Raw genomic sequence first — 23,649 nt, 5'->3', positions numbered from 1 at the left:
TCAATGATTGCAAGAAAACAAAAAAGCCGATCGCGAAACGATCGGCTTTTCTTCTAACTGCCGTTGCGCAGCTCAGCCTGCGAACTTGCCGCTGCGCGGGAAACCCTTTGGCACGATACGGCCGGCGGTCGCACGATCGGCGAGCCATTCGACCAGCTCGTCCTTGGTCTTGGTGAAGGTCCGGCCTGCCGAATCCTCCCATGTCAGCCCGTCGGCAATGGCAAAACACTTAACGTCGGAAATGCCGCCGTCCTTGTAGCGCTGCAGCCGCACACCCTTGCCACGGGTCATTTCCGGGATCTGGGCGAGCGGGAACACGACCATCTTGCGGTTCTCACCGACGACAGCGACATGATCGCCCGTGACGGTGACAACCAGCTTGGTTTCGTCCGGCATGCCGACATTCATCACTTGCTTGCCCTTGCGGGTATTGGCGACCACCTCGCCTTCCGGCACGATGAAACCATTGCCTGCGGTCGAAGCGAGGATCAGCTTGCGGCTCGGATCGTGAACAAAGGCCGTCAGCACGTCCTGGTCGTTTTCCATGTCGACGATGATGCGGAGCGGTTCGCCATGACCACGACCGCCCGGCAGCTTGTCTCCGCCGAGCGTGTAGACCTTGCCGCCGGTTGTCACCAGCAGGATCTTGTCGGTGGTCTGGGCCGGGAAGGCCACACGCAGTCCATCACCTTCCTTGAAGGTCAGGGATGACGTGTCGGAGATGTGGCCCTTGAGGGCGCGGATCCAACCCTTTTCGGAAATCACAACCGTGATCGGCTCTTTCTCGATCATGGCCTGCTGGATGGCTTCGATGTCGGCTTGCGGCGCATTGGCGAACAGCGTGCGGCGGCGACCGAGCTCGGTTGCCTTGGCATACTTCTTCTTGACCTCGCCGATCTCCCAGGCAACGGTCTGCCACTGCTTGTCGGCCGAGGCGAGCAGGGATTCGATCTCGGCCTTTTCTGCCGAAAGCTCCTCATGCTCCTTGCGGATCTCGAATTCCTCAAGCTTGCGCAAATTGCGCAGGCGCATGTTGAGGATAGCTTCAACCTGGTTGTCGGTCAGATCCCACTTCGCGACCATCACAGGTTTCGGTTCGTCCTCCTCCCGGATGATGCGGATCACCTCATCGAGGTTGAGGTAGGCAATCAGCAGGCCGCCAAGAATTTCCAGACGCCGGTCGATCGCCGCCAGACGGAAGCTCGACCGGCGCACCAGTACGTCCTTGCGGTGGTCGAGCCACTCGGTCAAAACCTCGTTCAGCGCCATGACCCTGGGCACCTTGCCCATGGACAGAACATTCATGTTGAGCGGAATGCGGCTTTCGAGTTCGGTCAGCTTGAACAGCGATTCCATCAGGATGGTCGGATCGACAGTGCGGCTCTTCGGCACCAGAACGACGCGCACATCCTCGGCCGACTCGTCGCGAATATCTTCGAGCAGCGGCAGGCGGCGGGCGATCAGCAGTTCGGCAATCTTTTCGATCAGGCGCGATTTCTGCACCTGGAACGGGATCTGGGTGATGACGATCTGGTATCCGCCACGGCCAAGATCCTCCGTCTCCCACTTGGCACGGACGCGGAAACCGCCGCGACCGGTGCGGTAGGTCTCCAGCATGCTTTCGCGGCTTTCGACGATGATGCCGCCGGTGGGGAAATCGGGACCTTCGATACCGCCCTTCTGGGGATTAGCCGGATCGGCCAGCAGTTCCTCGACGGGCGCGCCGGGGTTCTTGATCAGGTACAATGCTGCGTCGCAAAGTTCATGCGCGTTGTGCGGCGGGATGGAGGTCGCCATGCCAACCGCGATGCCGGAAGAGCCATTGGCGAGCAGGTTGGGAAACGCACCCGGCATGACGACCGGTTCGTCGTCTTCTTCGTTGTAAGTCGGGCGAAAATCGACAGCGTCCTGATCGATGCCTTCCAGCAGCAAGGCTGCGACATCGGTCATGCGTGCTTCGGTGTATCGATAGGCAGCCGCACTATCGCCGTCGATATTGCCGAAATTGCCCTGACCATCGACGATCGGATAGCGCTGGGAGAAATCCTGCGCCAGGCGCACCAGCGCATCGTAGACCGACTGGTCGCCATGCGGATGGAATTTACCGATCACGTCACCGACGATACGGGCACATTTCTTAAACGCCGAGTTCGGACGAATGCCCATCTCGCTCATCGCATGAATGATGCGACGATGGACCGGCTTCAGGCCGTCGCGCACGTCGGGCAACGCCCGGTGCATGATGGTCGAAAGCGCATAGGCAAGGTAACGCTCTTCGAGCGCTGCCTTAAGGTCCACTGGCTGGATGTGATCGCCCCCGTCGCCGGGCGGAATTAGATTTTTCCCCATGCCCCCTGCCTAGCCGAGATATGGCGCAACGGCAAGGAATCCGGGGATTCTGGCTGTGGATTAACGCTGTGTGATCCCGATCACCAAACAACAGCCGCTTAACTCTGCCGGTGGAAAAGCGATGGAACTTTTTACAATCCCTCATATAAATGACACGGAATTCATGCCGAGTGTCGAAACACCGGCCATTCTTACAGAGGAACACTCGATGACGATCTATCGCTCCACCCGGATCCTGCTCGCCGGAGCCGCCCTCAGCGCTCTTTCCAGCCAGGCCTGGGCTCTTGACGGTCAGGATGTGCTGAAAAAGCTCAATGCCGCATTTGCCACCGGCGGCACTGTCATCTCCGCTGATTCGGTCGATGTGAGCGGTGAGGACGTCATCCTGAAAGGGGTGAAATTTACCGTCAATGGTTCGACCGAAAGCCCGTTGAAACTCGAAGAGCTCACGCTCGAAGGCGTCAGCGAGGAAGATGGCGGCGCCTACTATATCGACCGCGTCGAATTCCCGGAAATCGACATGACGGAAGAAAAGTCGACGTTTTCGGTGGAAGATCTCTACCTTGCCGGCGTCTTCATTCCGGGCGATGTCAATGCCACCGGCATCGACTCGATGATGTTCTACGAGGAAGCGCATAGCGGCCCGGTCAATGTCACCGTCGATGGCAAGCAGGTCTTCTCGATGAACGAGGCGACGGGCACCATGAGCCTGTCCGAAGACGAAAAGACGATCTCGTTTGAAGGTTCCGCAACCGCCATCAAGGCAGACTTGACCGTCGTCGAAGATCCGAAGAGCAAGGAAACGATCGATGCACTCGGCCTGCAGACGCTGGATGGCAATCTGAGCATGTCCGGCAGCTGGGAAATCGACAGCGGCACGATCGACATCGAGGACTACTCGATCGATTTCGCCAATATCGGCAAGCTGAGCCTGTCCTTCGGCATGTCCGGCTACACGCTGGATCTCGTCAAGCAGATGCAGGAGCAGGCACGCACCATGCAGACCGATCCGAAGAACGAGCAGGCGCAGCAGGCCGCAGGCATGGCCATGCTCGGCCTGGTACAGCAATTGTCACTGATCAATGCCAAGGTTCGTTTCGAAGATGCCGGCATTACCAAGCGCGGCCTCGACTATGCGGGCAAGACCCAGGGCACCGACGGCGCGCAGATGGGCCAGATGATCAAGGGCATGCTGCCGATCCTGCTGGCGCAGGCCAAGCTCGGCGCCTTGCAGAACGAGGTCTCCACGGCCGTCAACGCTTACATCGACGATCCGAAGGCGCTGACGATCCTTGCTCAGCCGGCCAATCCTGTCGCCTTCCCGATGATCATCGGTGCCGCCATGGGCGCGCCCGAGAGCATTCCGGCGCTGATCGGCGTCAAGGTGACCGCGAACGACTGAAGTCGTTCAACGCCAGGTTCGAAACGAAAGCCCGGATGTTCACATCCGGGCTTTTTCATTGGAGCGCCGACAAAAGAAAGAGGCCCCGGAGCAATCCGGGGCCTCTTCAGTTCCATCGCTCGATCGCGGCGATCAGTCCTTCTTCGGCTGCGGCACGACGCGCAGCGCGAGTTCGCGCAGCTGGGTGGGCGTTGCCGGCGACGGTGCCCCCATCAGCAGGTCCTGGGCCTGCTGGTTCATCGGGAAGATCGAGATCTCGCGCAGGTTCTTCGCGCCGACCAGCAGCATGATGACCCGGTCGACACCGAAGGCACAACCGCCGTGCGGCGGTGCGCCATACTGGAAGGCACGGTAGAGGCCACCGAAGCGATCCTCCACGTCCTGCTGGCTCAGGCCGACCTTTTCGAATGCCTTGACCATCAGTTCCGGCGACTGGTTACGGATCGAGCCAGAGGCGATTTCGAAGCCGTTGCAGACGGCGTCATACTGATAGGCCTTGAGCGTCAGCGGATCCTGGCTGTCGAAGGCCTCCAGACCACCCTGCGGCATCGAGAAGGGGTTGTGGGCAAAGTCGATCTTCTTTTCTTCCTCGCTCCATTCGTAGAACGGGAAGTCGACGATCCAGCACATTTCGAAACGGTCGCGGTCGACGAGGTTCAGTTCCTCGCCGGCGCGGGTGCGGGCTTCGCCGGCAAACTTGTAGAACTTCGATGGCTCGCCAGCGACGAAAAAGCAGGCGTCGCCGGCTTCGAGACCGAGCTGGGTACGGACCGCTTCGGTGCGCTCCTCGCCAATGTTCTTGGCGAGCGGGCCCGAGCCCACGACCTTGCCGTCCTCTTCCTTCCAGAAGATGTAGCCGAGGCCCGGCTGGCCCTGCCCCTGCGCCCAGGCGTTCATGCGGTCGCAGAAGGCTCTGGAACCGCCGGTCTTGGCCGGAATCGCCCAGATCTCAACCTTCGGGTTGGACGCGATCATGCCCGCGAAGACCTTGAAGCCGGAATCGCGGAAATGGTCGGTGACGCCTTCCATGACGATCGGGTTGCGCAGGTCCGGCTTGTCGGAACCATACTTGCGGATCGCGACATCGTAGGGAATGCGCGGCCACTTCTGCGTCACCGGCTTGCCTTCGGCGAACTGCTCGAAGACATGGGTCATCATCGGCTCCATCGTCTCCCACACATCTTCCTGGGTGACGAAGCTCATTTCGACGTCGAGCTGATAGAACTCGCCCGGCAGACGGTCGGCGCGCGGGTCTTCATCGCGGAAGCAGGGAGCGATCTGGAAATAACGGTCGAAACCGGCGACCATCAAGAGCTGCTTGTACTGCTGCGGCGCCTGTGGCAGCGCGAAGAACTGGCCCTCGTGGATACGCGAAGGAACCAGGAAGTCGCGCGCGCCTTCCGGCGAGGAGGCGGTCAGGATCGGGGTCGAATATTCGGCAAAGCCGGCATCGGCCATGCCCGAGCGCATGGCGGAGATGATCTGCGTGCGCTTGACGATGTTCCGGTGCAGCGTATCGCGACGCAGGTCGAGGAAGCGGTACTTGAGGCGGACATCTTCCGGATAGTCCGGCTCGCCGAAGACCGGCAGCGGCAATTCCTTGGCGGCGGACAGGACTTCGATTTCCTGGGCGTAGAGTTCAATCTCGCCGGTTGCCATCGTCTTGTTGGTGGTGTCTTCCGAGCGGGCCTTGACCAGGCCGTCGATACGGATGACCCATTCGCCGCGCACGGTTTCAGCCAGCTTGAATGCCGGGCTGTCCGGGTCAGCGACAACCTGGGTAATACCGTAGTGGTCGCGCAGGTCGATGAACAGGACGCCGCCATGGTCACGGACGCGATGGACCCAGCCGGAGAGACGAACGGTCGAGCCGACGTCGGACTTGCGGAGTGCGGCACAGGTGTGGCTGCGGTAACGATGCATGGTCAGGTTTCCCGATGTATGACGGCCGGAAAGGCGCTTCACGGAGCAGCACACGGCCGATAGAAAATCGGGCGGAAAAGCGCATGGTGCGCCTGATTTGTCAAGGCTGAAGGCAAAATGGGATAGTGCCCGCGACGCCGGGTGGAGGACCGGCCCGGCCTCTTCCCATCGGTTTCGTTGATGCGCCCATTCAATGCTTTTGCTGTTGTCTGACGCATAGGCGACTTATTGTCAGCCAAATGATCCGGGATAAACCGTCTGATTCCCCCGTCGCTCGCGCAGAAAAACCAGTTCATGTATGACATTCGTCCGCTCATCCCGCTTCTTCTCACGGCTGGCATTCTAATCGGGGGCAATGGCCTTCAGGGTACCTTCATATCCCTGAGAGCGCTCGAAGAGGGGTTTTCACCCTCGGTGATCGGCATGATCGGCACGGGCTATTTCATCGGCTTCGTGATCGGCTGCATCTATGTCACCAAGATCATGCGCGCCATCGGCCATATCCGCACATTCTCCGCCCTTGCCGCGATTGCCTCCGCAGCATCGATCATGATGGTCATGGTGATCGATCCGGCGTCCTGGTTTGCCATGCGCCTGATCCAGGGCATCTGTTTCGCCGGACTTTTCGCCGTCGTCGAAAGCTGGCTGAATGCGCGGGTGACCAATTCCACGAGGGCGCGCACGCTGTCGATCTATCGTTTCGTCGACCTCGGCTCGGTCACGGCGGCGCAATACCTGATCCCGGTCTTTGGCCTCGGCGGTTTCGACCTTTTCGCCATCATCTCGATGGCCCTGACCCTGTCGCTGGTGCCGATCTCGTTTGCCGACCGCTCCAGCCCTGCCCCGCCGCAGGATGTGAAATTCGATATCCGGGTGCTTTGGTCGGTCTCGCCGCTCGCCACGGTCGGCTGCATCATCGTCGGCCTGACCAATTCCAGCTTCCGGTCGCTGGGACCGATCTATGCCGACGGGATCGGCCTGTCGGTCACCGGCATTGCCACCTTCATGAGCATCGGCATCTTTGCCGGTATCGTCCTGCAGTATCCGCTCGGGCATTATTCCGACAAGCTCGACCGGCGCGTCGTGATGCTGATTGCCACGTTTGGTGCGCTGGCCGCCTGCATCTTCCTCGCCTTCGTCGCGGGCGAGAGCGAGCTTTTGAACTTCATCGGCATTTTTGCTTTCGGCGCATTCGCCATGCCGCTCTATTCGTTGTGTTCGGCCCATGCCAACGACCACGCGGCACCGGGGCAGCATGCGCTGGTCTCGGCCGGCACCCTGTTCTTCTGGTCCGTCGGCGCCGTCATCGGACCGCTGTTTGCATCCTTCCTGATCGATGCCTTCGGACCGCATGCGCTGTTTACCTACATGATCGTCGTGCTCGCCTTCTTCATGGGCTACACCTTCTTCCGCATCACCGCCCGCGAAGGCGTGCCGACCGAACAACGGCGCATGCGGTTTCGCAATCTGCTGCGCACCTCGACCTATTTTACCAAGCTTGCGGCGCCGCCATCCGAGAGAGACGACTGACGGCCTGCGACAGCATGGTCGCCGCCGCTCTATTGCTGAAAGCACGGCTCAACTTTAAAACAGAGAAAACCACTCGGAGTCTTTTGTGTTTCGTCTCTCGCGCCGCACCCTGCTCAAATCTGCGGCCGTTGCCGGTGCCTATGGCGCGGGCATGGCGCTTCTGCCCCGCGTCCACGATGCAATTGCCGCCCCGGATCCGATCCTGCTCGAAGCCCGCAGCATCGATACGATGCTGGATGGCAAGGGATTGACGCGCAAGGTGATGAGCTACAGCGACGGCCGGTCAACCGAGGCCGCGCCGCCGGTCCTGCGCGTCCAGCGCGGCGAGAAATTCGCGGCCACACTGATCAACGCGCTCGACGAGCCTTCCACCGTGCACTGGCACGGCATCCGTTTGCCGAACGATCAGGATGGCGTTCCATTCCTCAGCCAGCCGTATGTCTATCCGGGCGATCGGTTCGACTATGCCTTCACCCCGCCGGATGCCGGGACGTTCTGGTACCATCCGCATTGCAATACGCTGACGCAGATGGGCCGGGGACTGGCGGGCATGCTGATTGTCGAGGACAAGAGCGATCCGGTATTCGACGCAGAGTTTGCATTGAACCTGCGCGACTGGCGGCTTGGCGGCGACAGCCAGTTCATTGCGCAGTTCAGGCCGCGCGATGCGGCGAAGACCGGCACTTTCGGCACGGTGCGCACCGCCAACTGGCAACTTTCACCGACCTATGATGCGCCCGCAGGCGGACTTGTGCGCCTGCGCGTCCTTGCCTCCGACGTCACACGCATCTTCAATCTCAAGCTTGACGGCGCCGATGCAGAGATCATCGCGATCGATGGCCATCCCGTCCCGGTGCGCATACCGCTCGACATGGTCGTGGTTTCGCCGGGGCAGAGGCTTGATCTCGCAGTGCGCATGCCCGACAGCGAAGGGGTCATTGCCGCGCTGGAAGACATTCGTCCCTCCACGCCGAAGGTGGTGGCCTCACTGCGCTCCGTCGGACCTTCGTTGAAGCGCAACCTCGCCGACCTCGGTCCGCTTGCGGCCAATGCCGGTGTCGATATCGACATGGGCACGGCAACGGAAATCCCACTGCTGCTCAGCGCCACGGCCGAAAATGCCGCCAAGGACAGCATCTGCGGCACCCTTGGCTATTCCTTCTGGGCGATCAACAAGAAGCCATGGCCCGGCGACAGCGCCGACCCCATGGACCCGATCGCGGAATTGAAGCTGGGCAAGAGCTACATCTTCAATGTCGAAAACGTCACGCCGCATGCTCATCCGATCCATCTGCACGGGATGAACTTCAAGGTCATCGCTTCGAACAAGCGTACCATTCAGCAGTCGCTGGTCTCCGACACCTACCTGATGCTGCCGGACGAAAAGGCGCAATTGGCGCTTGTGGCCGACAATCCGGGTGACTGGGTCTTCCATTGCCATATCATCGAACATCAAAAGACCGGGATGACCGGCTATATCAGGGTGGTCTGAAACCAATGAACACCGGCACGGACATCTCGGCGACAATGCGCATCCACCAGCCCTATCCGGGACTGTTTGCCTATTACGACGGACGTATTGCGGGAAAGAGGCTGCATTCAGCCGAACCGAACTGGCTTGACGATGGCGCATACAGCCTCGGTGTCGCCAGCTTCGCCCTGGTGTCGGGTTCGCAGGCATTGGTCTACGACACCCATATCTCCCTCGATCATGCCAATGCCATTCGCCGCCATCTGGAAAGTCTCGGCGTCACCTCGATCCGGGTCGTGATGAGCCACTGGCATACCGATCATGTGGCGGGCAACGGCGGCTTCGCCGATTGTCCCATCCTCGCCAACAGCCTGACGATCGAGACACTGAAAGCCAAGCGCGAGGTTCTGGAAAACAAGACGCCGCCGATCAAGCCGGTCGTCATGCCGACCGAAAGTTTCGACCGGGAACTGACCCTGACCATCGGCAACTGGACCGTCCGGCTGCTGCAATTCGACATACACAGCGCAGATGGCACCGTTCTGTTCATCCCGGCGCTGGGCGTGCTGCTTGCGGGCGACACACTGGAAGATACCATCACCTATATTTCCGAGCCGGAACATATCGACCGACATATCCTCGACCTGAAGAGAATGGCCGAACTGCCGATCCGGCGCATCCTGCCCAATCACGGTGCCGAAGAGATCATCGCCGCCGGCGGCTATCCGCCCTCGCTGATTGAGGCCAACAGGGCCTATCTCGAGCGACTGCTGGCCCGCCGCGACGATCCGCGGCTTGACGACGAAAGCCTTGCAGTCTTCGCGGAGCCAGAAATCTCGACTGGCGCCATCGGCTATTTCGCCGCGTATGAAGAGGTCCACAGCCAAAACATCGCAGTCCTGCGCGGTGCCGCCCCGGATGAATAGTGGCGAATTCGCGGCTGCAAAGCCGGCTCCATCCGCGTTTGAAGCCCGTTCATATTGACATCTCGGGCAAGAAGGGAAAGTAAGGTTGATCCGTATTTTTCCATGACCGAGACGAAATGATCGATACCACTGCCGCGCTTGAGGAGGCTTGCCGCCAACTCGCCAAATCCGATTTCATCACGATCGACACGGAATTCCTCCGCGAAACGACCTTCTGGCCTGAGCTCTGCCTGATCCAGATGGCGAGCCCGGATTTCGAAGCCATCGTCGATCCGATGGCCAAGGGGCTGGATCTGGCGCCCTTCTTCGAGCTGATGGCCAATCCTGCCGTCGTCAAGGTGTTCCATGCCGCCCGGCAGGATATCGAAATCATCTTTCATCTCGGCAATCTGATCCCGCATCCGATCTTCGACACGCAGGTTGCGGCGATGGTGTGCGGCTTCGGCGACTCGGTTTCCTATGACCAGCTCGTGCAGAAGGTGAAGAACGTCCATATCGACAAGAGCTCGCGCTTCACCGACTGGAGCCGCAGGCCGCTGTCGGAAAAGCAGCTCGACTACGCGCTGGCCGACGTCACCCATCTGCGCGATGCTTATATCAAGCTCAAGGCCGATCTTGAACGCGAGGGCCGTGCCGAATGGCTGACCGAGGAAATGGCCATCCTCGAATCCCGCGACACCTATGACCTGCATCCCGACCAGGCCTGGCTGCGCCTGAAGATGCGCCTGCGCAAGCCGCAGGAACTCGCCGTCATGCAATATGTGACGGCGTGGCGCGAACGCGAGGCCCGCGCCCGCAACGTCCCGCGGTCGCGCGTTCTGAAGGACGATGCGATCTATGAGATCGCCCAGCAGCAGCCGAAGGATACGGAAGCGCTTGGCCGTTTGCGGACGATCCCCAAGGGCTGGGAACGCTCGACCGCCGGTGCGGTCATCGTCGAACAGGTCAATGCCGCGCTGGCGCTGCCGAAATCGGAAATGCCGCATGTCCAGCGACACACCCATGCGCCGGAAGGGGCACAATCCGCCGTCGAACTGCTGAAGGTGCTGCTGCGCCTGACGTCGGAAAAACACGGTGTCGCGTCGAAGGTGATTGCAAATAGCGAAGACCTCGAGCGGATCGCCGCCGAAGGCGAAAAAGCGCCGGTGGCCGCGCTTCAAGGCTGGCGCCGCGAACTGTTCGGCGATCTGGCACTGAAACTGATTTCCGGTGGAGTCGGCCTGCGCTTCGTCGACAAGCGCGTCGAAGCCGTGGAATTCTGAGCCGTGCCGGCGCTTACCTTGCGTCCGGCCCTGGCGAAGGATGTTCCGCTCATCATGGCGACCGAGCGTCTGCCGGGCTATGATCGCTTCATCGGCAAATACAGTGAGGACGAACATCACAGCAACATGGCATCGGCAGCCTTTTGCTATCTGATCGGACAGGACGACAAAGGCGCAGAGATCGGCTTCGTCATCCTGAATGACCTCGACCGGCGCGACGGCAATATCTGCATCAAGCGCATCGCGGTCGCAACGCCCGAAAAAGGCTATGGCTCGCAGCTTCTTGCAGCCGCCGTTGACTATGCTTACCGCGAGACCCATGCCTATCGGCTGTGGCTGGACGTGGTGCGGGAAAATGGTCGCGCCCGGGCCGTCTACGGCCGGACGGGCTTCATCGAGGAAGGCACCATGAGGCAAGCAGCCGTCATGCCCGATGGCAGCCGGACCGATATGCTGATGATGTCGATGCTCCGCCCGGAATGGGCCGCAAAACAAAGCGATTGAATCCATGGAACTTCCCTCCCCGCTTCGCGCCGCCGTCGACCAGATGCTGGCCGGGGAGCCCCTGGATCGTCTGACCAAGGCCAGCGCCCTGCTGTCCGATCGCTATCGTCGCGAAGTACGCGACGGCCGGTTTCACATCGATGACGCACTGGCCGCCAAGGCCTATCTGGCGACGCGCATGCCGGCGACCTATGCGGCCGTGCGCGCGGCACTGGCGATGGTCGAGGATGTGGCGCCCAACTTCGAGCCACGGAGCCAGATCGATCTCGGCTCCGGTCCCGGCACCGCATTCTGGGCAGCGCAGGATGCCTGGCCGCAGATACAGTCCGCGGACATGGTCGAGGCCAGCGCTGCCATCCGCAGTGTCGGTGATGCGCTGTCCCGGCACGCAAATGTCACGGCCCGCTGGCATGCCGGCGACGTCACGGGCAAAATTCCGACACTGGAGCCGTCCGACCTGGTTACCCTCGCCTATGTCCTGGACGAACTGGCACCCTCTGCCATTGCCAGTGTTACCGCCAGGCTCTGGGCACTGACAACCGGCATGCTTGTCATCATTGAGCCCGGCACGACGGCCGGCTGGCAACGTATCCTTGCCGTGCGCGACACGCTGATAACCGCTGGCGCCCACATGGTTGCCCCCTGCTCGCATGCGCATGACTGTCCAATCGCCATTCCCGACTGGTGCCACTTCTCGCGCCGCGTCGCCCGATCGCGGGTGCATCGGCTGGCCAAGGGGGCGGAGGTGCCCTGGGAGGATGAAAAGTTCATCTTCATCGCCGCTTCGCGCCTGCCCGTCACCTTGTCCGGCGCGCGTGTGCTTTCACCGCCGCGTGTGTCGGGTGGCGTCGGCCGCGTCAAACTCTGTCGTACCGATGGCTCTGCGGGCGAGGTCACGCTCAGCAAGCGCGATGGCGACGCCTTCAAGCAGATCCGCCGCGCCGATTGGGGCGACCGCATCGACCTGGAGACCTGAGCCATGAAGGTCGCCCTCGATGTTGAGCTCGCCGAACGTCTTGCCGCCATCGTACTTGGCCATGTCCGCCGCGAGTATCCGAACCAGATCTCGCACGGCCTGGACGGACCGCAGGATGCACAGGTGCCGTCGGAACTTCATCCGATCTTCCATGGCAGCTATGACTGGCATTCCTGCGTGCACGGGTACTGGACGCTGGCGCGCCTGCTGCGGCTCTATCCCGGCATGAAACATGCCGATGCCATCCGCAACCTGTGCACGACGATGCTCACCAATGACAAGGTTGCCGGCGAATGTGCCTATTTCGACCGACCGTCAGCCCGTGGCTACCAGCGTCCCTACGGCTGGGGCTGGTTGCTGAAACTCGCCACAGAACTGCATGGGCATGAAAATGCGCAATGGAGTGCCGCGCTGTCACCGCTGACGGAGCGTATCGTCCAGCGCTTCTTCGACTTCCTGCCGATCGCAACCTATCCGGTACGCGTGGGAACGCATTTCAACACGGCCTTCGCCATGCGGCTGACTGCTGACTACGCGGAAACCTTCGGCGACAGCGATCTGTTCGATCTGCTCCACGACAGTGCCATGCGCTGGTATGGCGCAGACCGGCAATGCACCGCCTGGGGCGAACCCTCCGGCGACGACTTCCTGTCTTCGACACTGATCGAAGCGGAATGCATGCGCCGGCTGATGCCCGCCGGGGATTTTGCCGGCTGGTTCGACGGCTTCCTGCCTGATCTTTGCGCGAGCGAACCGGAAGTGCTGTTCTCACCGGCAAGGGTTTCCGATCGTTCGGACGGCAAGATCGCTCATCTCGACGGGCTTAACATCAGCCGTGCCTGGTGCTGGCGCTCGCTCAGCGCCGCCCTGCCGGCAGACGATCGGCGGCGAGACATTCTGTTGCGCGCCGCCGAAGCACACCTTGACGCCGGTCTTGGCCATGTCGCGGGCGACTATATGGGCGAACACTGGCTGGCGAGCTACGTGATGCTGGCCTTGACGGAGACACCAGCATGATCAGCGGACAAGTCATCGTTGCGGGTCAGGCCGAAGGCGAAATTCTCTACAGCGATGTGCCGCTCAGCTTCTGGGGCGGCGTCTCATCCGACACAGGCGAAGTGATCGACCGGCATCACCCACTCAGCGGCGAGATCCTGGCCGGACGCGTGCTCGCCATTCCGGGTAGCCGTGGCTCCTGTTCCGGCAGTGGTGTGGTTCTCGAACTGATCCTCAACGGAAACGGTCCGGCAGCGATCCTGCTGGAACGACCCGAAGCGATCATAACGCTTGGGGTGATTGTTGCGCAGGAAGTGTTCGGGGTCTCGATCCCGGTTCATTGCCTCGGGCCGGACAGCTTTCAAAACCTGGCGAAAACAGGCCCAGTTCGCGTCAGTGGAACGCCGCCCCTATCCCCGGACACAGTTCCGGCCATCGCCCTGTCGGAGAAAGACCAGGCGCTGCTCGACGGTCGCTTCGGCGCAGCCGCACAGGTGGCGATGCGCATCGTGTTGCGCATGGCGGCGATCGAGGGCGCAACTGAATTGATCGACATCACCCAGGCCCATATCGACGGCTGCATCTATACCGGCCCGGGCGGCCTCGCCTTCGCCGAGCGCCTGCGCGACCTCGGCGGCAGGGTTGTCGTTCCAACCACGCTGAACGCCATCTCCGTCGATCAGCGGCGCTGGCGCAGGCAGGGGATAGATCCCGCGTTCGCAGACGCCGCCAGTAGGCTGGCGGATGCCTATGTCGACATGGGCGCCCAGCCGAGCTTCACCTGTGCACCCTATCTGCTCGATACCGCACCGAAGCGCGACGAACAGGTCGTCTGGGCTGAGTCCAACGCCGTGGTTTATGCCAACAGCGTTCTTGGCGCGCGCACGATGAAATATCCGGACTATCTGGATATCTGCATCGCGCTGACCGGGCGGGCACCGAAAGCCGGTTGCCATCTCGATGCCCAGCGACAACCGGCGCTTCGCATCATTCTTCCGGCACTTGGGGCGGTAGACGACAGTTTCTATCCGCTGATCGGCTATCTGGGCGGCACACTGGCTTCCGACGACATCCCGATCATCGGCGGCCTCGGCCACCTTGCGCCGGACACCGACGCGCTGAAGGCCTTCGGCGCGGCTTTCGCCACAACCTCCGGGGCACCGATGTTCCATATCGCCGGCGTGACGCCGGAAGCCCGCGACGCTGGCGACTTCAATGCCCTGCCCTTGCGGCAGCACCGCGTCAGCCACGCCGACCTACTGCGGGCATGGGGCGAATTGAATGGTGCCGATGCCGGCGCCATCGACCTGATCGCGCTCGGCAATCCGCATTTCTCCGCGACCGAAATTGCCGCACTTGTGGGCCTTTGTCGTGGAAGAACGAAACATGCGGATGTCACGGTCATCGTGACCTGCGGCCGCTGGACCCTTGAGCAAGCGCGGAATGCCGGCCATGTGGCGGCACTGGAAAGCTTCGGCGTGCAGTTCGTCACGGACACCTGCTGGTGCATGATCATCGAACCGCTGATCCCGCCGCACACCCGAACCATCATGACCAATTCCGGAAAATATGCGCATTACGGTCCCGGTCTCTCCGGTCGGGCAATGCGCTTCGGCAGTCTGGCGGCCTGCGTGGAGGCCGCCGTCTCGGGTCGCGATGCGGGCCACCTGCCCGACTGGATCGTAAGATCCTAGTCAGCAAACCCGAGGGAGACTGTCATGCGTGCATCCTGGCACCCTTGCTGATCTTGTCGGCGATCTTCTTGTCGGTATGCATGGCGATGCCAACCACTTTCGCATCGTCGGGGTTGAACGCGGCGAATATCTCGCGATTGGCAGCATCGTGACCGGTGGAGAACATTTCCTCGATATAGAGCGAACATGGAACCTCGCGTTGCAGCGCGCGGCGATGAATGGTCCGCAACAGTTCCTGCTCGGCCGACAGGACAACGATCGGCTGGATACACAGCGGATTGTACGCATTGCCGTCCGCATCCCTGTAGACCTCTCCGATCAACTCCTTGTTGGTGCCCGCTATGCCACTGACCAAAAAGGCGGTAACATTCAGCTTTTGCCACGCGAGAAGATCCTCGCGCAGGACGATGACGAATTTTGTGTCGAACATGAAGCACTCCGAAGCAGGCTGGTTGGATGATGTGGCTGAGCTAGCAAACGCCGGGTCGGACCGTCTTGAACGTTCGTGCAGCGACGCGGACGTAATCCGGACGGGCATCGAAACGGGCGGGATCGAGCGTATCGAGGCGATGTTTTCCGGCAACGGCTTCTCCCCGCACCGGCACGACACCTATGCGCTCGGACTGACCTTGAGCGGGGTCCAGACATTCGCCTACCGGGGCGCTTCGCGTTTCAGCATGCCCGGCAATGTCATCGTGCTCCATCCCGACGAGTTGCATGACGGTGGTGCCGGCACCGAGGCGGGATTGCATTACAGAATGATGTATATTCCGCCGGAATACCTGCGCGAGGCGGGCGCAAGCCGGTCCACCGCTCTCCCGTTCGTCGCCAATCCCGTTCTATCCGACGATCGCCTGGCGCAGGCGCTTGCGGATGCATTGATGAATCTTGAACAGCCGCTCGGCGACCTAGCCTACGCCGATCTTCTTACACGCATTGCCGACGGCCTGGGGCGTCATGCAGGCGCGCCTGCCCGGCTCTCGCCAGTTGCCGAACGTGCGGTGTCCGAGGCCTGCGCCTATCTCAGGGAAAATGCCACGGGAACCGTGCTCGCGGAAGAGCTGGAGACCGTCACGGATATCAACCGCTACACTCTGGCAAGGCAGTTCCGGCTCGTCACCGGCACCAGTCCGCATCGCTACCAGGTCATGCGCCGGCTCGAACAGGCCAAGCGCCAGATGCTGGGCGGCATCCCGATCGCGGAAGCGGCAATCGATGCGGGCTTTGCCGACCAGAGCCACCTGACCCGGCATTTCAAGGCATGTTTCGGCATGCCGCCCGGCCGCTGGCTGACACTGGCGACGGGCCACCGGATTGTGCACAGTCACTGAAACTTCATCGAACGGCAATCGGTGCGACATCAAGCCTGCCTAAGCATGCGGCGTTCCATCCTTCCAAAAAAGGTGACGCCATGAAAAAGGCTCTTCTGACTTCCGTATCCCTTTGCCTTCTGTTTTCCGCCTCGGCCATGGCCGAGGAAAAAGCCTATTCCGCCAAGCTCGTTTCCCACGCCATCCTGCCGGCCAACACAATCATCGCGGCACCCGCCGATGCGCCTGAACATCTGAAGACCTCCGGCAAGTTCACCACTGCTGACCGCAAGCGTGCTGAAGGCCTCGGGACCGTTCCGGGCAAGGACGGCGTTCGTGAAACCGGGCTGAAAATGCCATTCGATGGCCAGCCCATGCAGGGTTTTTCCGGCATCAAGACCATGGAGGACGGCACGTTCTGGAGCCTGTCCGACAACGGTTTCGGCTCGAAGATCAATTCCTCGGATTCGATGCTGATGCTGCATCACATTAAGTTCGACTGGGAGGGCGGCAAGGTCGAGCCGATCGAGACCGTCTTCCTCTCTGACCCCGACCGGAAGGCGCCCTTCCCGATCGTCATGGAAGGGTCGGACCAGCGTTATCTCACCGGGGCCGATTTCGACATCGAGTCGATCCAACCGGTTGCCGACGGCTTCTGGGTAGGCGAGGAATTCGGTCCCTCGATCCTCAAATTCTCCAAGGACGGCAAGCTGACCGATGTCATCGCCACCAAGGCCGGCGAGATCGAGGTGAAGTCTCCCGACAATGTCACACTGGTCGTTCCGGCCAATCCGACGGCAAAGATGCCGGCCTTCAACCTCAAGCGTTCGGGCGGCTATGAAGGCCTTGCCATGTCGAAGGACGGCTCGAAGCTCTATGGCCTGCTTGAAGGCCCGCTCTATCTCGAAGACGGTACCGTCGAAAAGGCCGACGGTCTGACGGCCCTGCGCATCATCGAGCTCGACATCGCGACCAAGGCATGGACGGGTCGCAGCTGGCTCTATCCGCTGTCGGAAGGTGGCGAGGCGATCGGTGATTTCAACATGATCGACGCCACCACCGCCCTTGTGATCGAACGCGACAACGGCGCCGGGACGGTCGACAAGGCCTGCGCCGACCCGAAGGCACCGGCGGCCGACTGCTTCGCCGTTCCGGCCAAGCACAAGCGGATCTACAAGATCGAAATGTCGGAAGAAAACGTCGGCAAGGCCGTGCGCAAGATCGGCTATATCGACCTGATGAAGATCGAGGATCCGGACAACAAGAAGCTACAGGGCGGTGGCGACGGCTTTTACGACATGCCGTTCGTGACAATCGAAGACGTCGATGTCGTCGATCCGACGCACATTGTCGTCGGCAATGACAACAACCTGCCCTTCTCGGCTGGGCGGACGCTGGACAAGGCGGACGACAACGAGTTCGTGCTGCTCGAAGTTGGTGACTTCCTCGCGGCGAAGTAAGCCAGGCAATCTGTTCTCAAACGTGAAAGGACCGGGTTTTCGCCCGGTCCTTTTCATTTTCCCCTTTGTCTACAGCCTTATTCGAACCTGAAGCTCAGGCGCTTGCCGGTCAGCTTCGCAAGCTGTTGCAGACGGCCATCGAGACGTTCGCCGGCAAAATCGAAATAAGCATGCGGAACGACGAATTCGAGATCGACATCCGGTCGCTCGGAGCGCTGGAAGCGCAGGTTGTGCACGACGCCCGGCATGGAGGCCGAGAAGAGATAGACGACTCGCAGCATGCCGCCCAGCAGTTTGGCGCGTTCCAGCAGGCGTTCGGTTGCGATTGCAGCCAGCGGACCGGTACGGCCGTCGTCATACAGACCTTCGAAACGATAGTAGTTGGTCAAGGCGATGAAGGCGCGGCCCGGATGCGTGATGCCAACGAAGGACGAATGCGCGATGACGTTGAGCGCCTGCAGTCCGCGATAGTCCGGATGAGCACGCCAGCTGATATCGGCAAGCAGGCAGGCGGCCTGACGATAACGCGCATCCTCTTCCGTCTCGACAACGTCGAAATGCGGCATCATCTGCCCGGTCCATTCTGCGAGTTCCCGTGCATGTTCCGGGGAACGGGCACGCAGGATCGCCAGTTCGTCGGCTGCTTCGACCAGAGGGTCGAGCGCCTTTTCGTCGTCCGGAAGCAGCGAATAGAGATATCCTTCACGCACGCCCTGCGCCGAGAAGCAGACGCTTTTCGGCTTCATCACCTCAATCACCTCGCGCAAGGCGACTGCGCCGAAAGGGATGAGCGTACGGCGGTTCTTGGAAATACTCGTCCAGGCCGGATCACGGCTGTTGGCACCGCTGATGATTTCCTCGAGGAAGAAGGCAACCTCGTCATAGGGCAGCTCGTAGCCCTGCATCATGTGCAGCGGATATTTGCGAATCTCCATATGCAACTTGGCAATGTTGCGCCACGTGCCGCCGACTGCATAAAAGGTTCGCCCCTGGCCTTTCTGGAGGAGCTGTGCGTCGGCCACCAGCTTCTTGGCATGAGCTCTCGCCTTCGGTAGCGATCCCCCCACCGTCTCGGAGAGGCGCAGGCCGCCGAGCGGAAGCGTTATACCCTTGCCGAATTCGCGGCCGCGGATGTCGATCAGTTCAAGCGAGCCGCCGCCGAGGTCGCCGGCGATGCCGTCGGCATAGTGGAAACCGCTGATGATGCCGAGCGCCGAATAAAGCGCTTCCTCCTCGCCGCTCAGGACCTGTATTTCATGGCCGAGGATCGATTCGGCACGCGTGATGAAATCCGCACCGTTGGACGCATCGCGGGCGGCCGCTGTCGCCAGGACATACATCCGGCTCGCCTGCGCCTGCTTGGACAGTGCATTGAAGCGCCGCAGCGCCAAAAGGGCCCGTTCGACACCTTCCTCGTCCATGCGACCGGTGGTGGCCAAGCCTTTTCCCAGCCCGCACAGGACCTTTTCATTGAAAAGAACCGTGGGGGCGCGTGCCAATCCCTCATAGACCACGAGACGGATCGAGTTGGATCCGATGTCGACAACGGAAACAGGGGCGATACCGGGTAGACGCCCCCGTGCTTCAGATCTTGTCATGAAGTTCCAGTTTTATCGTTTCCTGCCGGAAATCAGACCGGCTATCAGTTTCGGTGCGCTCGATTTCAACGCTTCACCCCGACCCGACAGGCTTGGGTTGGTCATGAAATACTGTTGCGCGTTGAAAGGTTCCTCACCCTGCCGCACTTCAATGCGACGAGACGTTCCATCGGCCAATATCTCGTAGCTCTGCTGATTGTCAATCAGATTGCCCAGCATGATCTGGGACAAAACCTGCTCATGCACGGTCGGGTTGATCAGCGGCACAAGCGTTTCAACGCGCCGGTCGAGATTGCGCGGCATCATGTCCGCCGAGCCGATATAGACAAGCGCCTTTTCCGACGGCAGTCGATGGCCATGGCCAAAACAGAAGATCCGGCTGTGCTCGAGGAACCGACCGACGATGGATTTCACCCGGATATTATCCGACAAACCCGGAACCTGCGGCCGCAGGCAGCAGATGCCGCGAATGACCAGGTCGACCTCGACGCCCGCCTTGCTTGCCCGGTAGAGCGCATCGATGATCTCGGGATCGACGAGGGAATTCATCTTCATCCAGATGCCGGCCGGCAGACCGTTACTGGCGTTCTGCGTCTCCTCCTCGATATGGCGCAGAATGCGCGGACGCAGCGTGTAGGGCGATACCGCCAGCTTCATGCTTTCTTCCGGCTCGCCATAACCGGTGATGAAGTTGAAGATATTCGCCATGTCATGGGCAATCTTCGGGTTGCAGGTGAAGAAGGACAGGTCGGTATAGATCTTCGCCGTGACCGGATGGTAGTTGCCGGTACCGAGATGGCAATAGGTGCGCAGCTTGCCGTCCTCGCGGCGCACGACCATCGACATCTTGGCGTGGGTCTTCAATTCGATGAAGCCGAAAACGACCTGCACGCCGGCGCGCTCCAGGTCGCGAGCCCAGCGGATGTTGGCCTCTTCATCGAAACGGGCCTTCAGCTCGACCAGCGCCGTGACCGACTTTCCGGCATCGGCGGCATCGATAAGGGCGCGGACAATCGGGCTGTCGTTGGATGTACGGTAGAGGGTCTGCTTGATCGCAAGCACGTCCGGATCACGGGCCGCCTGCAGCAGGAACTGCACGACCACGTCGAAGCTCTCGTAGGGATGATGAACGATCATGTCCTTTTCGCGGATCGCCGCCAGGCAATCACCGGCATGCTCGCGCACGCGTTCCGGAAAACGGGCATTGTACGGCTCGAAGCGCAGGTCGTCGCGCGGTGCCTTGCAGATCTCCGAAATGGTATTCAGGGCAAGAAGGCCCGGCAGGACGGCGACACGGTTGTCCGGCACATTCAGTTCATGGACGACGAACTGGCGGAGCGCGACCGGCATTTCGCTGTCGACCTCGATGCGAATGACCGAACCACGGCGACGGCGTTTCAGGGCCGTTTCGAAGAAGCGGACCAGATCTTCCGCCTCTTCCTCGACTTCGATATCGCTGTCGCGAATGATGCGGAACGTGCCGAAGCCCTTGACCTCGTAGCCGGGATAGAGCCGGTTGATGAACAGCCCGACGACATCCTCCAGCGTGATGTAGCGGATCGTCTGTCCCTGATCCTGCAGGCGAATGAAGCGATCAAGCGTCGGCGGCAGGCGCAGCAGAGCGGTCATGGGCTCGCTCGTGCGGCTGCTGGCCAGCTGAAGCCCCATGGAAAAGCCGAGATTCGGGATGAACGGGAACGGATGGGCCGGATCGATCGAAAGCGGCGTCAAAACCGGGAAGATCGAATCCTCGAACGTGTTGGCCAGCCAGTTGCGATCTTCGTCCGACAGGGCCGCCGGACGGACAATCAAGATCTCCTCCTGCGCCAGATATTGCTGAAGTACGGCAAGCGACGCCTGCTGCTCCATCTGCAGGTTGTCGATTTCCTTCAAGATGTCATTCAGCTGCTCGGCCGGCGTCTTGCCGTCGGGGCTCCTGATGGTGATGTTCTGCCGGACCTGTCCCTCGAGGCCCGCGACACGCACCATGAAGAATTCATCGAGATTGGCAGCGGAGATCGACAGGAAGCGGACCCGTTCCAGCAGCGGATGCGCGGTATTGAGGGTCTCTTCGAGAACGCGGCGGTTGAACTGCAGCCACGAGAATTCACGGTTGATGAAACGCAGCGGGCTGGTCATCAGGTCGTCCGAGGCAAGCGCCTCAGCTTCGACGTGGCCGTCCATCTCGTTCACCACAGAGTCCATGATTCCGTCCCTTCGTTCTTCTTTCCTGGCCGAATATAACAGTTTGACGACAGATCTGTGACATCTACCCTTCGTCGGTCGCGGCTTCGAGCGCTTCCAGCACCTCGGCTGCGAGGTTGCGCGTGATGCGCACGCGACGGGCAAGCGCCAGCTTGTCCAGTCGGTCGACAATCTCCTGCGCCGCCGAAAATGACCGCTCCATGCGCTGAACGATATAGCCGACGATCTTGTCATCGATATAAAGCTGGCGGTCGGCGAACAGTTTCATGATGACCTGTCCCAGCAGGTCTTCATCGGGGGTTCCGATTTCGACCACGGTTGCGGCCTTGAGCCGAGACCGAAGATCGGCCAGCGTGACATTCCACGAAGGCGGAAAGCTGCGCGAGGTGATCAGCAGCGTGGTGCCATGCTGCTTGACGCTGTTGATGACATGGAAAAGCTCGACCTCATCGAAACCCTGGCGGTCGGCATCCTCGAAAACCACCGGGCCGAGCGCTGCAACCGCCGGCGCATCGCGCCCCGGCTGTGGATCAATGTCAACGGCTCCGCTCTGCTGGCGGAAGATCTCGGCGAGGTGCGACTTGCCAGACCCGGCAGGCCCGGTGAGGACCACGACGGGTGCCGGCCAGGCGGGCCAGCTGTCGATCAGGGAGACAGCGGCGGCCAGACGCTCGGAGACAAGCAGGTCGTCGCGACCGGTCGCCGATCCATGGTCGAAGACAAGCGGCAATTGTTCTGCGGCACCGCGCCGCTCGGGGGGCTTCCTGACGTCAGCCATTTACGTCTCAGTCGTCTGCGCCGGAATTTCGATCACCGGAGGCTTCGGCTCTCCGGCAATGTCAATCACCGCTCCGTAGTAGAGATCACTCTCAAGATACCGCGACAGCGCGAACCGGACAAGCACACCGACCGCCGCGGCCGCCGGTACGGCGACCAGGACGCCGACAAAGCCGAACAGCGAGCCAAATGCGAAAAGGGCAAACATCAGCCAGACGGGATGCAGGCCGACGCTCTTGCCGACCAGTTTCGGCTGCAGGATATTGCCCTCGAGAAACTGGCCGAAGAAGAAGATGCCGGCAATGAAGCCGATCCAGAGGTAATCGGGCCAGAACTGGACGAGCGCAACACCGATCGCCAGCAGCAGCCCCACCGTCGAACCGACATAGGGGATGAAACTGATCAGGCCGGTGAAAAAGCCGATCAGCAGGCCGAAATTGAGCCCGGCCAAGGACAGCGCGATGGCGTAGAACAGTCCGAGGATCAGGCAGAGCGACCCCTGGCCACGGACAAAGCCGGCAATGGTATTGTCAAGTTCGGTTGCCAGCTTGCGCACCGTCGGAAGCTGGCCGCGCGGCACCCAGCTATCGACCTTGGCGATCATGCGGTCCCAGTCGAGCAGAAGGTAGAAGGCGACAACCGGCGTGACCACAAGAAGCGATACGATATCCAGCAGCGCCTTGCCGGAATTCCAGATCTGCTCGACCAATGTGCCAAGAAAGCCGACGCCCTCGCTGATGTAGCGGGAGAAATTGCTCTTGATCGTATCCATCTGGCCATTCAACCATTCCGGCAGCCAGGAGGCATTCGAAGTGGCAATGAAATTCTGCAGCTGGGTCATGTATCCCGGCACGCGCTCGATGAAGTCATTCAACTGGCTGGCCAGGATCGGGATGATGATCATCAACGACAGGGCAAAGACGATGACGAAGGTCACAAGGATGACCACGGTTGCCATCAGGCGGCTCAGCCCCAGACGCTCGAGCCGGTCGGCCACCGGATCGAGGAAATAGGCAAGCGCCATGCCGGCAATGAAGGGCAGCAGGATCGAGCTGAACATCAAAAGGAAAAGGACGAAGACGGCAAGAGCGACAAGCCAGAACATCACCTGACGCCTGAGGCCAATCCCGCTAATATACTTCGGCATGTGTGGTTCCCAATTTCATCCGTCCAGCGCCAGTTGTGCGACGCACCCGACCATTCTCTAGCAGCAGATAGAGCGGGCCGAAACCCTCGGTCACAAATGTGACCTCCCGAGGGCCGGAT

At 60.9% G+C, this 23,649-nt stretch carries 18 protein-coding genes; 11 read left to right on the top strand and 7 right to left on the bottom strand.

Annotated elements, in window-relative coordinates; genetic code table 11:
- Positions 1 to 72: 72 nt before the first annotated feature.
- Positions 73 to 2,349 carry a DNA topoisomerase IV subunit A gene (parC, locus tag IM739_RS09930; RefSeq protein WP_237367658.1) on the bottom strand — a complete coding sequence of 759 codons (2,277 nt, stop codon included), beginning with the start codon at positions 2,347 to 2,349 and terminating at the stop codon, positions 73 to 75.
- 208 nt (positions 2,350 to 2,557) lie between these two features.
- On the opposite strand from parC, the gene IM739_RS09925 reads away from it, so the two are divergent.
- Complete coding sequence (locus tag IM739_RS09925) at positions 2,558 to 3,751, top strand: hypothetical protein (protein WP_237367657.1); 1,194 nt, start codon at positions 2,558 to 2,560, stop codon at positions 3,749 to 3,751.
- A gap of 132 nt (positions 3,752 to 3,883) precedes the next feature.
- Here IM739_RS09925 and aspS read toward each other — a convergent pair whose 3' ends face one another.
- Complete coding sequence (aspS, locus tag IM739_RS09920) at positions 3,884 to 5,674, bottom strand: aspartate--tRNA ligase (RefSeq protein ID WP_237367656.1); 1,791 nt, start codon at positions 5,672 to 5,674, stop codon at positions 3,884 to 3,886.
- Positions 5,675 to 5,968: 294 nt separating this feature from the next.
- Here aspS and IM739_RS09915 point away from each other — a divergent pair, with 294 nt between their 5' ends.
- The 8 genes from IM739_RS09915 (at position 5,969) to lhpI (ending at position 15,033) form a co-directional block, all read left to right on the top strand.
- Entirely contained in the window at positions 5,969 to 7,204 is a 1,236-nt protein-coding gene (locus IM739_RS09915) for an MFS transporter (protein ID WP_237367655.1), read from the top strand.
- Positions 7,205 to 7,289: 85 nt separating this feature from the next.
- On the top strand, positions 7,290 to 8,696 hold the full coding sequence (locus tag IM739_RS09910) for a multicopper oxidase family protein (protein ID WP_237367654.1): 1,407 nt from the start codon (positions 7,290 to 7,292) through the stop codon (positions 8,694 to 8,696).
- 5 nt (positions 8,697 to 8,701) lie between these two features.
- A complete protein-coding gene (locus tag IM739_RS09905; RefSeq protein WP_237367653.1) occupies positions 8,702 to 9,601 on the top strand; it encodes an MBL fold metallo-hydrolase in 900 nt (299 codons plus the stop codon).
- 116 nt (positions 9,602 to 9,717) lie between these two features.
- The gene (rnd, locus tag IM739_RS09900; protein WP_237367652.1) at positions 9,718 to 10,863 is read left to right on the top strand and encodes a ribonuclease D; all 1,146 of its coding nucleotides are present in this window, start codon (positions 9,718 to 9,720) and stop codon (positions 10,861 to 10,863) included.
- A gap of 3 nt (positions 10,864 to 10,866) precedes the next feature.
- Entirely contained in the window at positions 10,867 to 11,367 is a 501-nt protein-coding gene (locus IM739_RS09895) for a GNAT family N-acetyltransferase (RefSeq protein ID WP_237367651.1), read from the top strand.
- A 4-nt stretch (positions 11,368 to 11,371) separates the two neighbouring features.
- A complete protein-coding gene (locus tag IM739_RS09890; RefSeq protein ID WP_237367650.1) occupies positions 11,372 to 12,343 on the top strand; it encodes a small ribosomal subunit Rsm22 family protein in 972 nt (323 codons plus the stop codon).
- 3 nt (positions 12,344 to 12,346) lie between these two features.
- Positions 12,347 to 13,360 carry a DUF2891 domain-containing protein gene (locus tag IM739_RS09885; protein WP_237367649.1) on the top strand — a complete coding sequence of 338 codons (1,014 nt, stop codon included), beginning with the start codon at positions 12,347 to 12,349 and terminating at the stop codon, positions 13,358 to 13,360.
- Positions 13,357 to 15,033, top strand: coding sequence for a cis-3-hydroxy-L-proline dehydratase (gene lhpI / locus IM739_RS09880; protein ID WP_237367648.1), 1,677 nt, complete (start codon positions 13,357 to 13,359; stop codon positions 15,031 to 15,033). The genes IM739_RS09885 and lhpI overlap by 4 nt, the downstream gene beginning before the upstream one ends.
- Before the next feature lie 22 nt (positions 15,034 to 15,055).
- Here lhpI and IM739_RS09875 read toward each other — a convergent pair whose 3' ends face one another.
- Entirely contained in the window at positions 15,056 to 15,463 is a 408-nt protein-coding gene (locus IM739_RS09875) for a DUF2000 family protein (RefSeq protein WP_237367647.1), read from the bottom strand.
- A gap of 22 nt (positions 15,464 to 15,485) precedes the next feature.
- Here IM739_RS09875 and IM739_RS09870 point away from each other — a divergent pair, with 22 nt between their 5' ends.
- Together IM739_RS09870 and IM739_RS09865 are read left to right on the top strand one after the other, a co-directional pair.
- Positions 15,486 to 16,364, top strand: a complete 879-nt coding sequence (locus IM739_RS09870; RefSeq protein WP_237371030.1) for an AraC family transcriptional regulator — start codon at positions 15,486 to 15,488, stop codon at positions 16,362 to 16,364.
- Positions 16,365 to 16,444: 80 nt separating this feature from the next.
- Positions 16,445 to 17,803 carry an esterase-like activity of phytase family protein gene (locus IM739_RS09865; RefSeq protein ID WP_237367646.1) on the top strand — a complete coding sequence of 453 codons (1,359 nt, stop codon included), beginning with the start codon at positions 16,445 to 16,447 and terminating at the stop codon, positions 17,801 to 17,803.
- A gap of 77 nt (positions 17,804 to 17,880) precedes the next feature.
- Here IM739_RS09865 and ppx read toward each other — a convergent pair whose 3' ends face one another.
- The 4 genes from ppx to IM739_RS09845 all read right to left on the bottom strand — a co-directional run bounded on the left by ppx (position 17,881) and on the right by IM739_RS09845 (position 23,530).
- Entirely contained in the window at positions 17,881 to 19,401 is a 1,521-nt protein-coding gene (gene ppx, locus IM739_RS09860; RefSeq protein WP_237367645.1) for an exopolyphosphatase, read from the bottom strand.
- A gap of 12 nt (positions 19,402 to 19,413) precedes the next feature.
- The gene (locus tag IM739_RS09855) at positions 19,414 to 21,585 is read right to left on the bottom strand and encodes an RNA degradosome polyphosphate kinase (protein WP_442981130.1); all 2,172 of its coding nucleotides are present in this window, start codon (positions 21,583 to 21,585) and stop codon (positions 19,414 to 19,416) included.
- 85 nt (positions 21,586 to 21,670) lie between these two features.
- The gene (gene hdaA / locus IM739_RS09850; RefSeq protein ID WP_237367643.1) at positions 21,671 to 22,384 is read right to left on the bottom strand and encodes a DnaA regulatory inactivator HdaA; all 714 of its coding nucleotides are present in this window, start codon (positions 22,382 to 22,384) and stop codon (positions 21,671 to 21,673) included.
- Entirely contained in the window at positions 22,385 to 23,530 is a 1,146-nt protein-coding gene (locus IM739_RS09845) for an AI-2E family transporter (protein WP_237367642.1), read from the bottom strand.
- Between the last annotated feature and the right edge of the window lie 119 nt (positions 23,531 to 23,649).

The sequence above is a fragment of the Rhizobium sp. SL42 genome, from assembly GCF_021729845.1.
Taxonomy (GTDB): Bacteria; Pseudomonadota; Alphaproteobacteria; order Rhizobiales; family Rhizobiaceae; genus Allorhizobium.
This window is presented reverse-complemented; position numbering and strand designations above follow the sequence as displayed.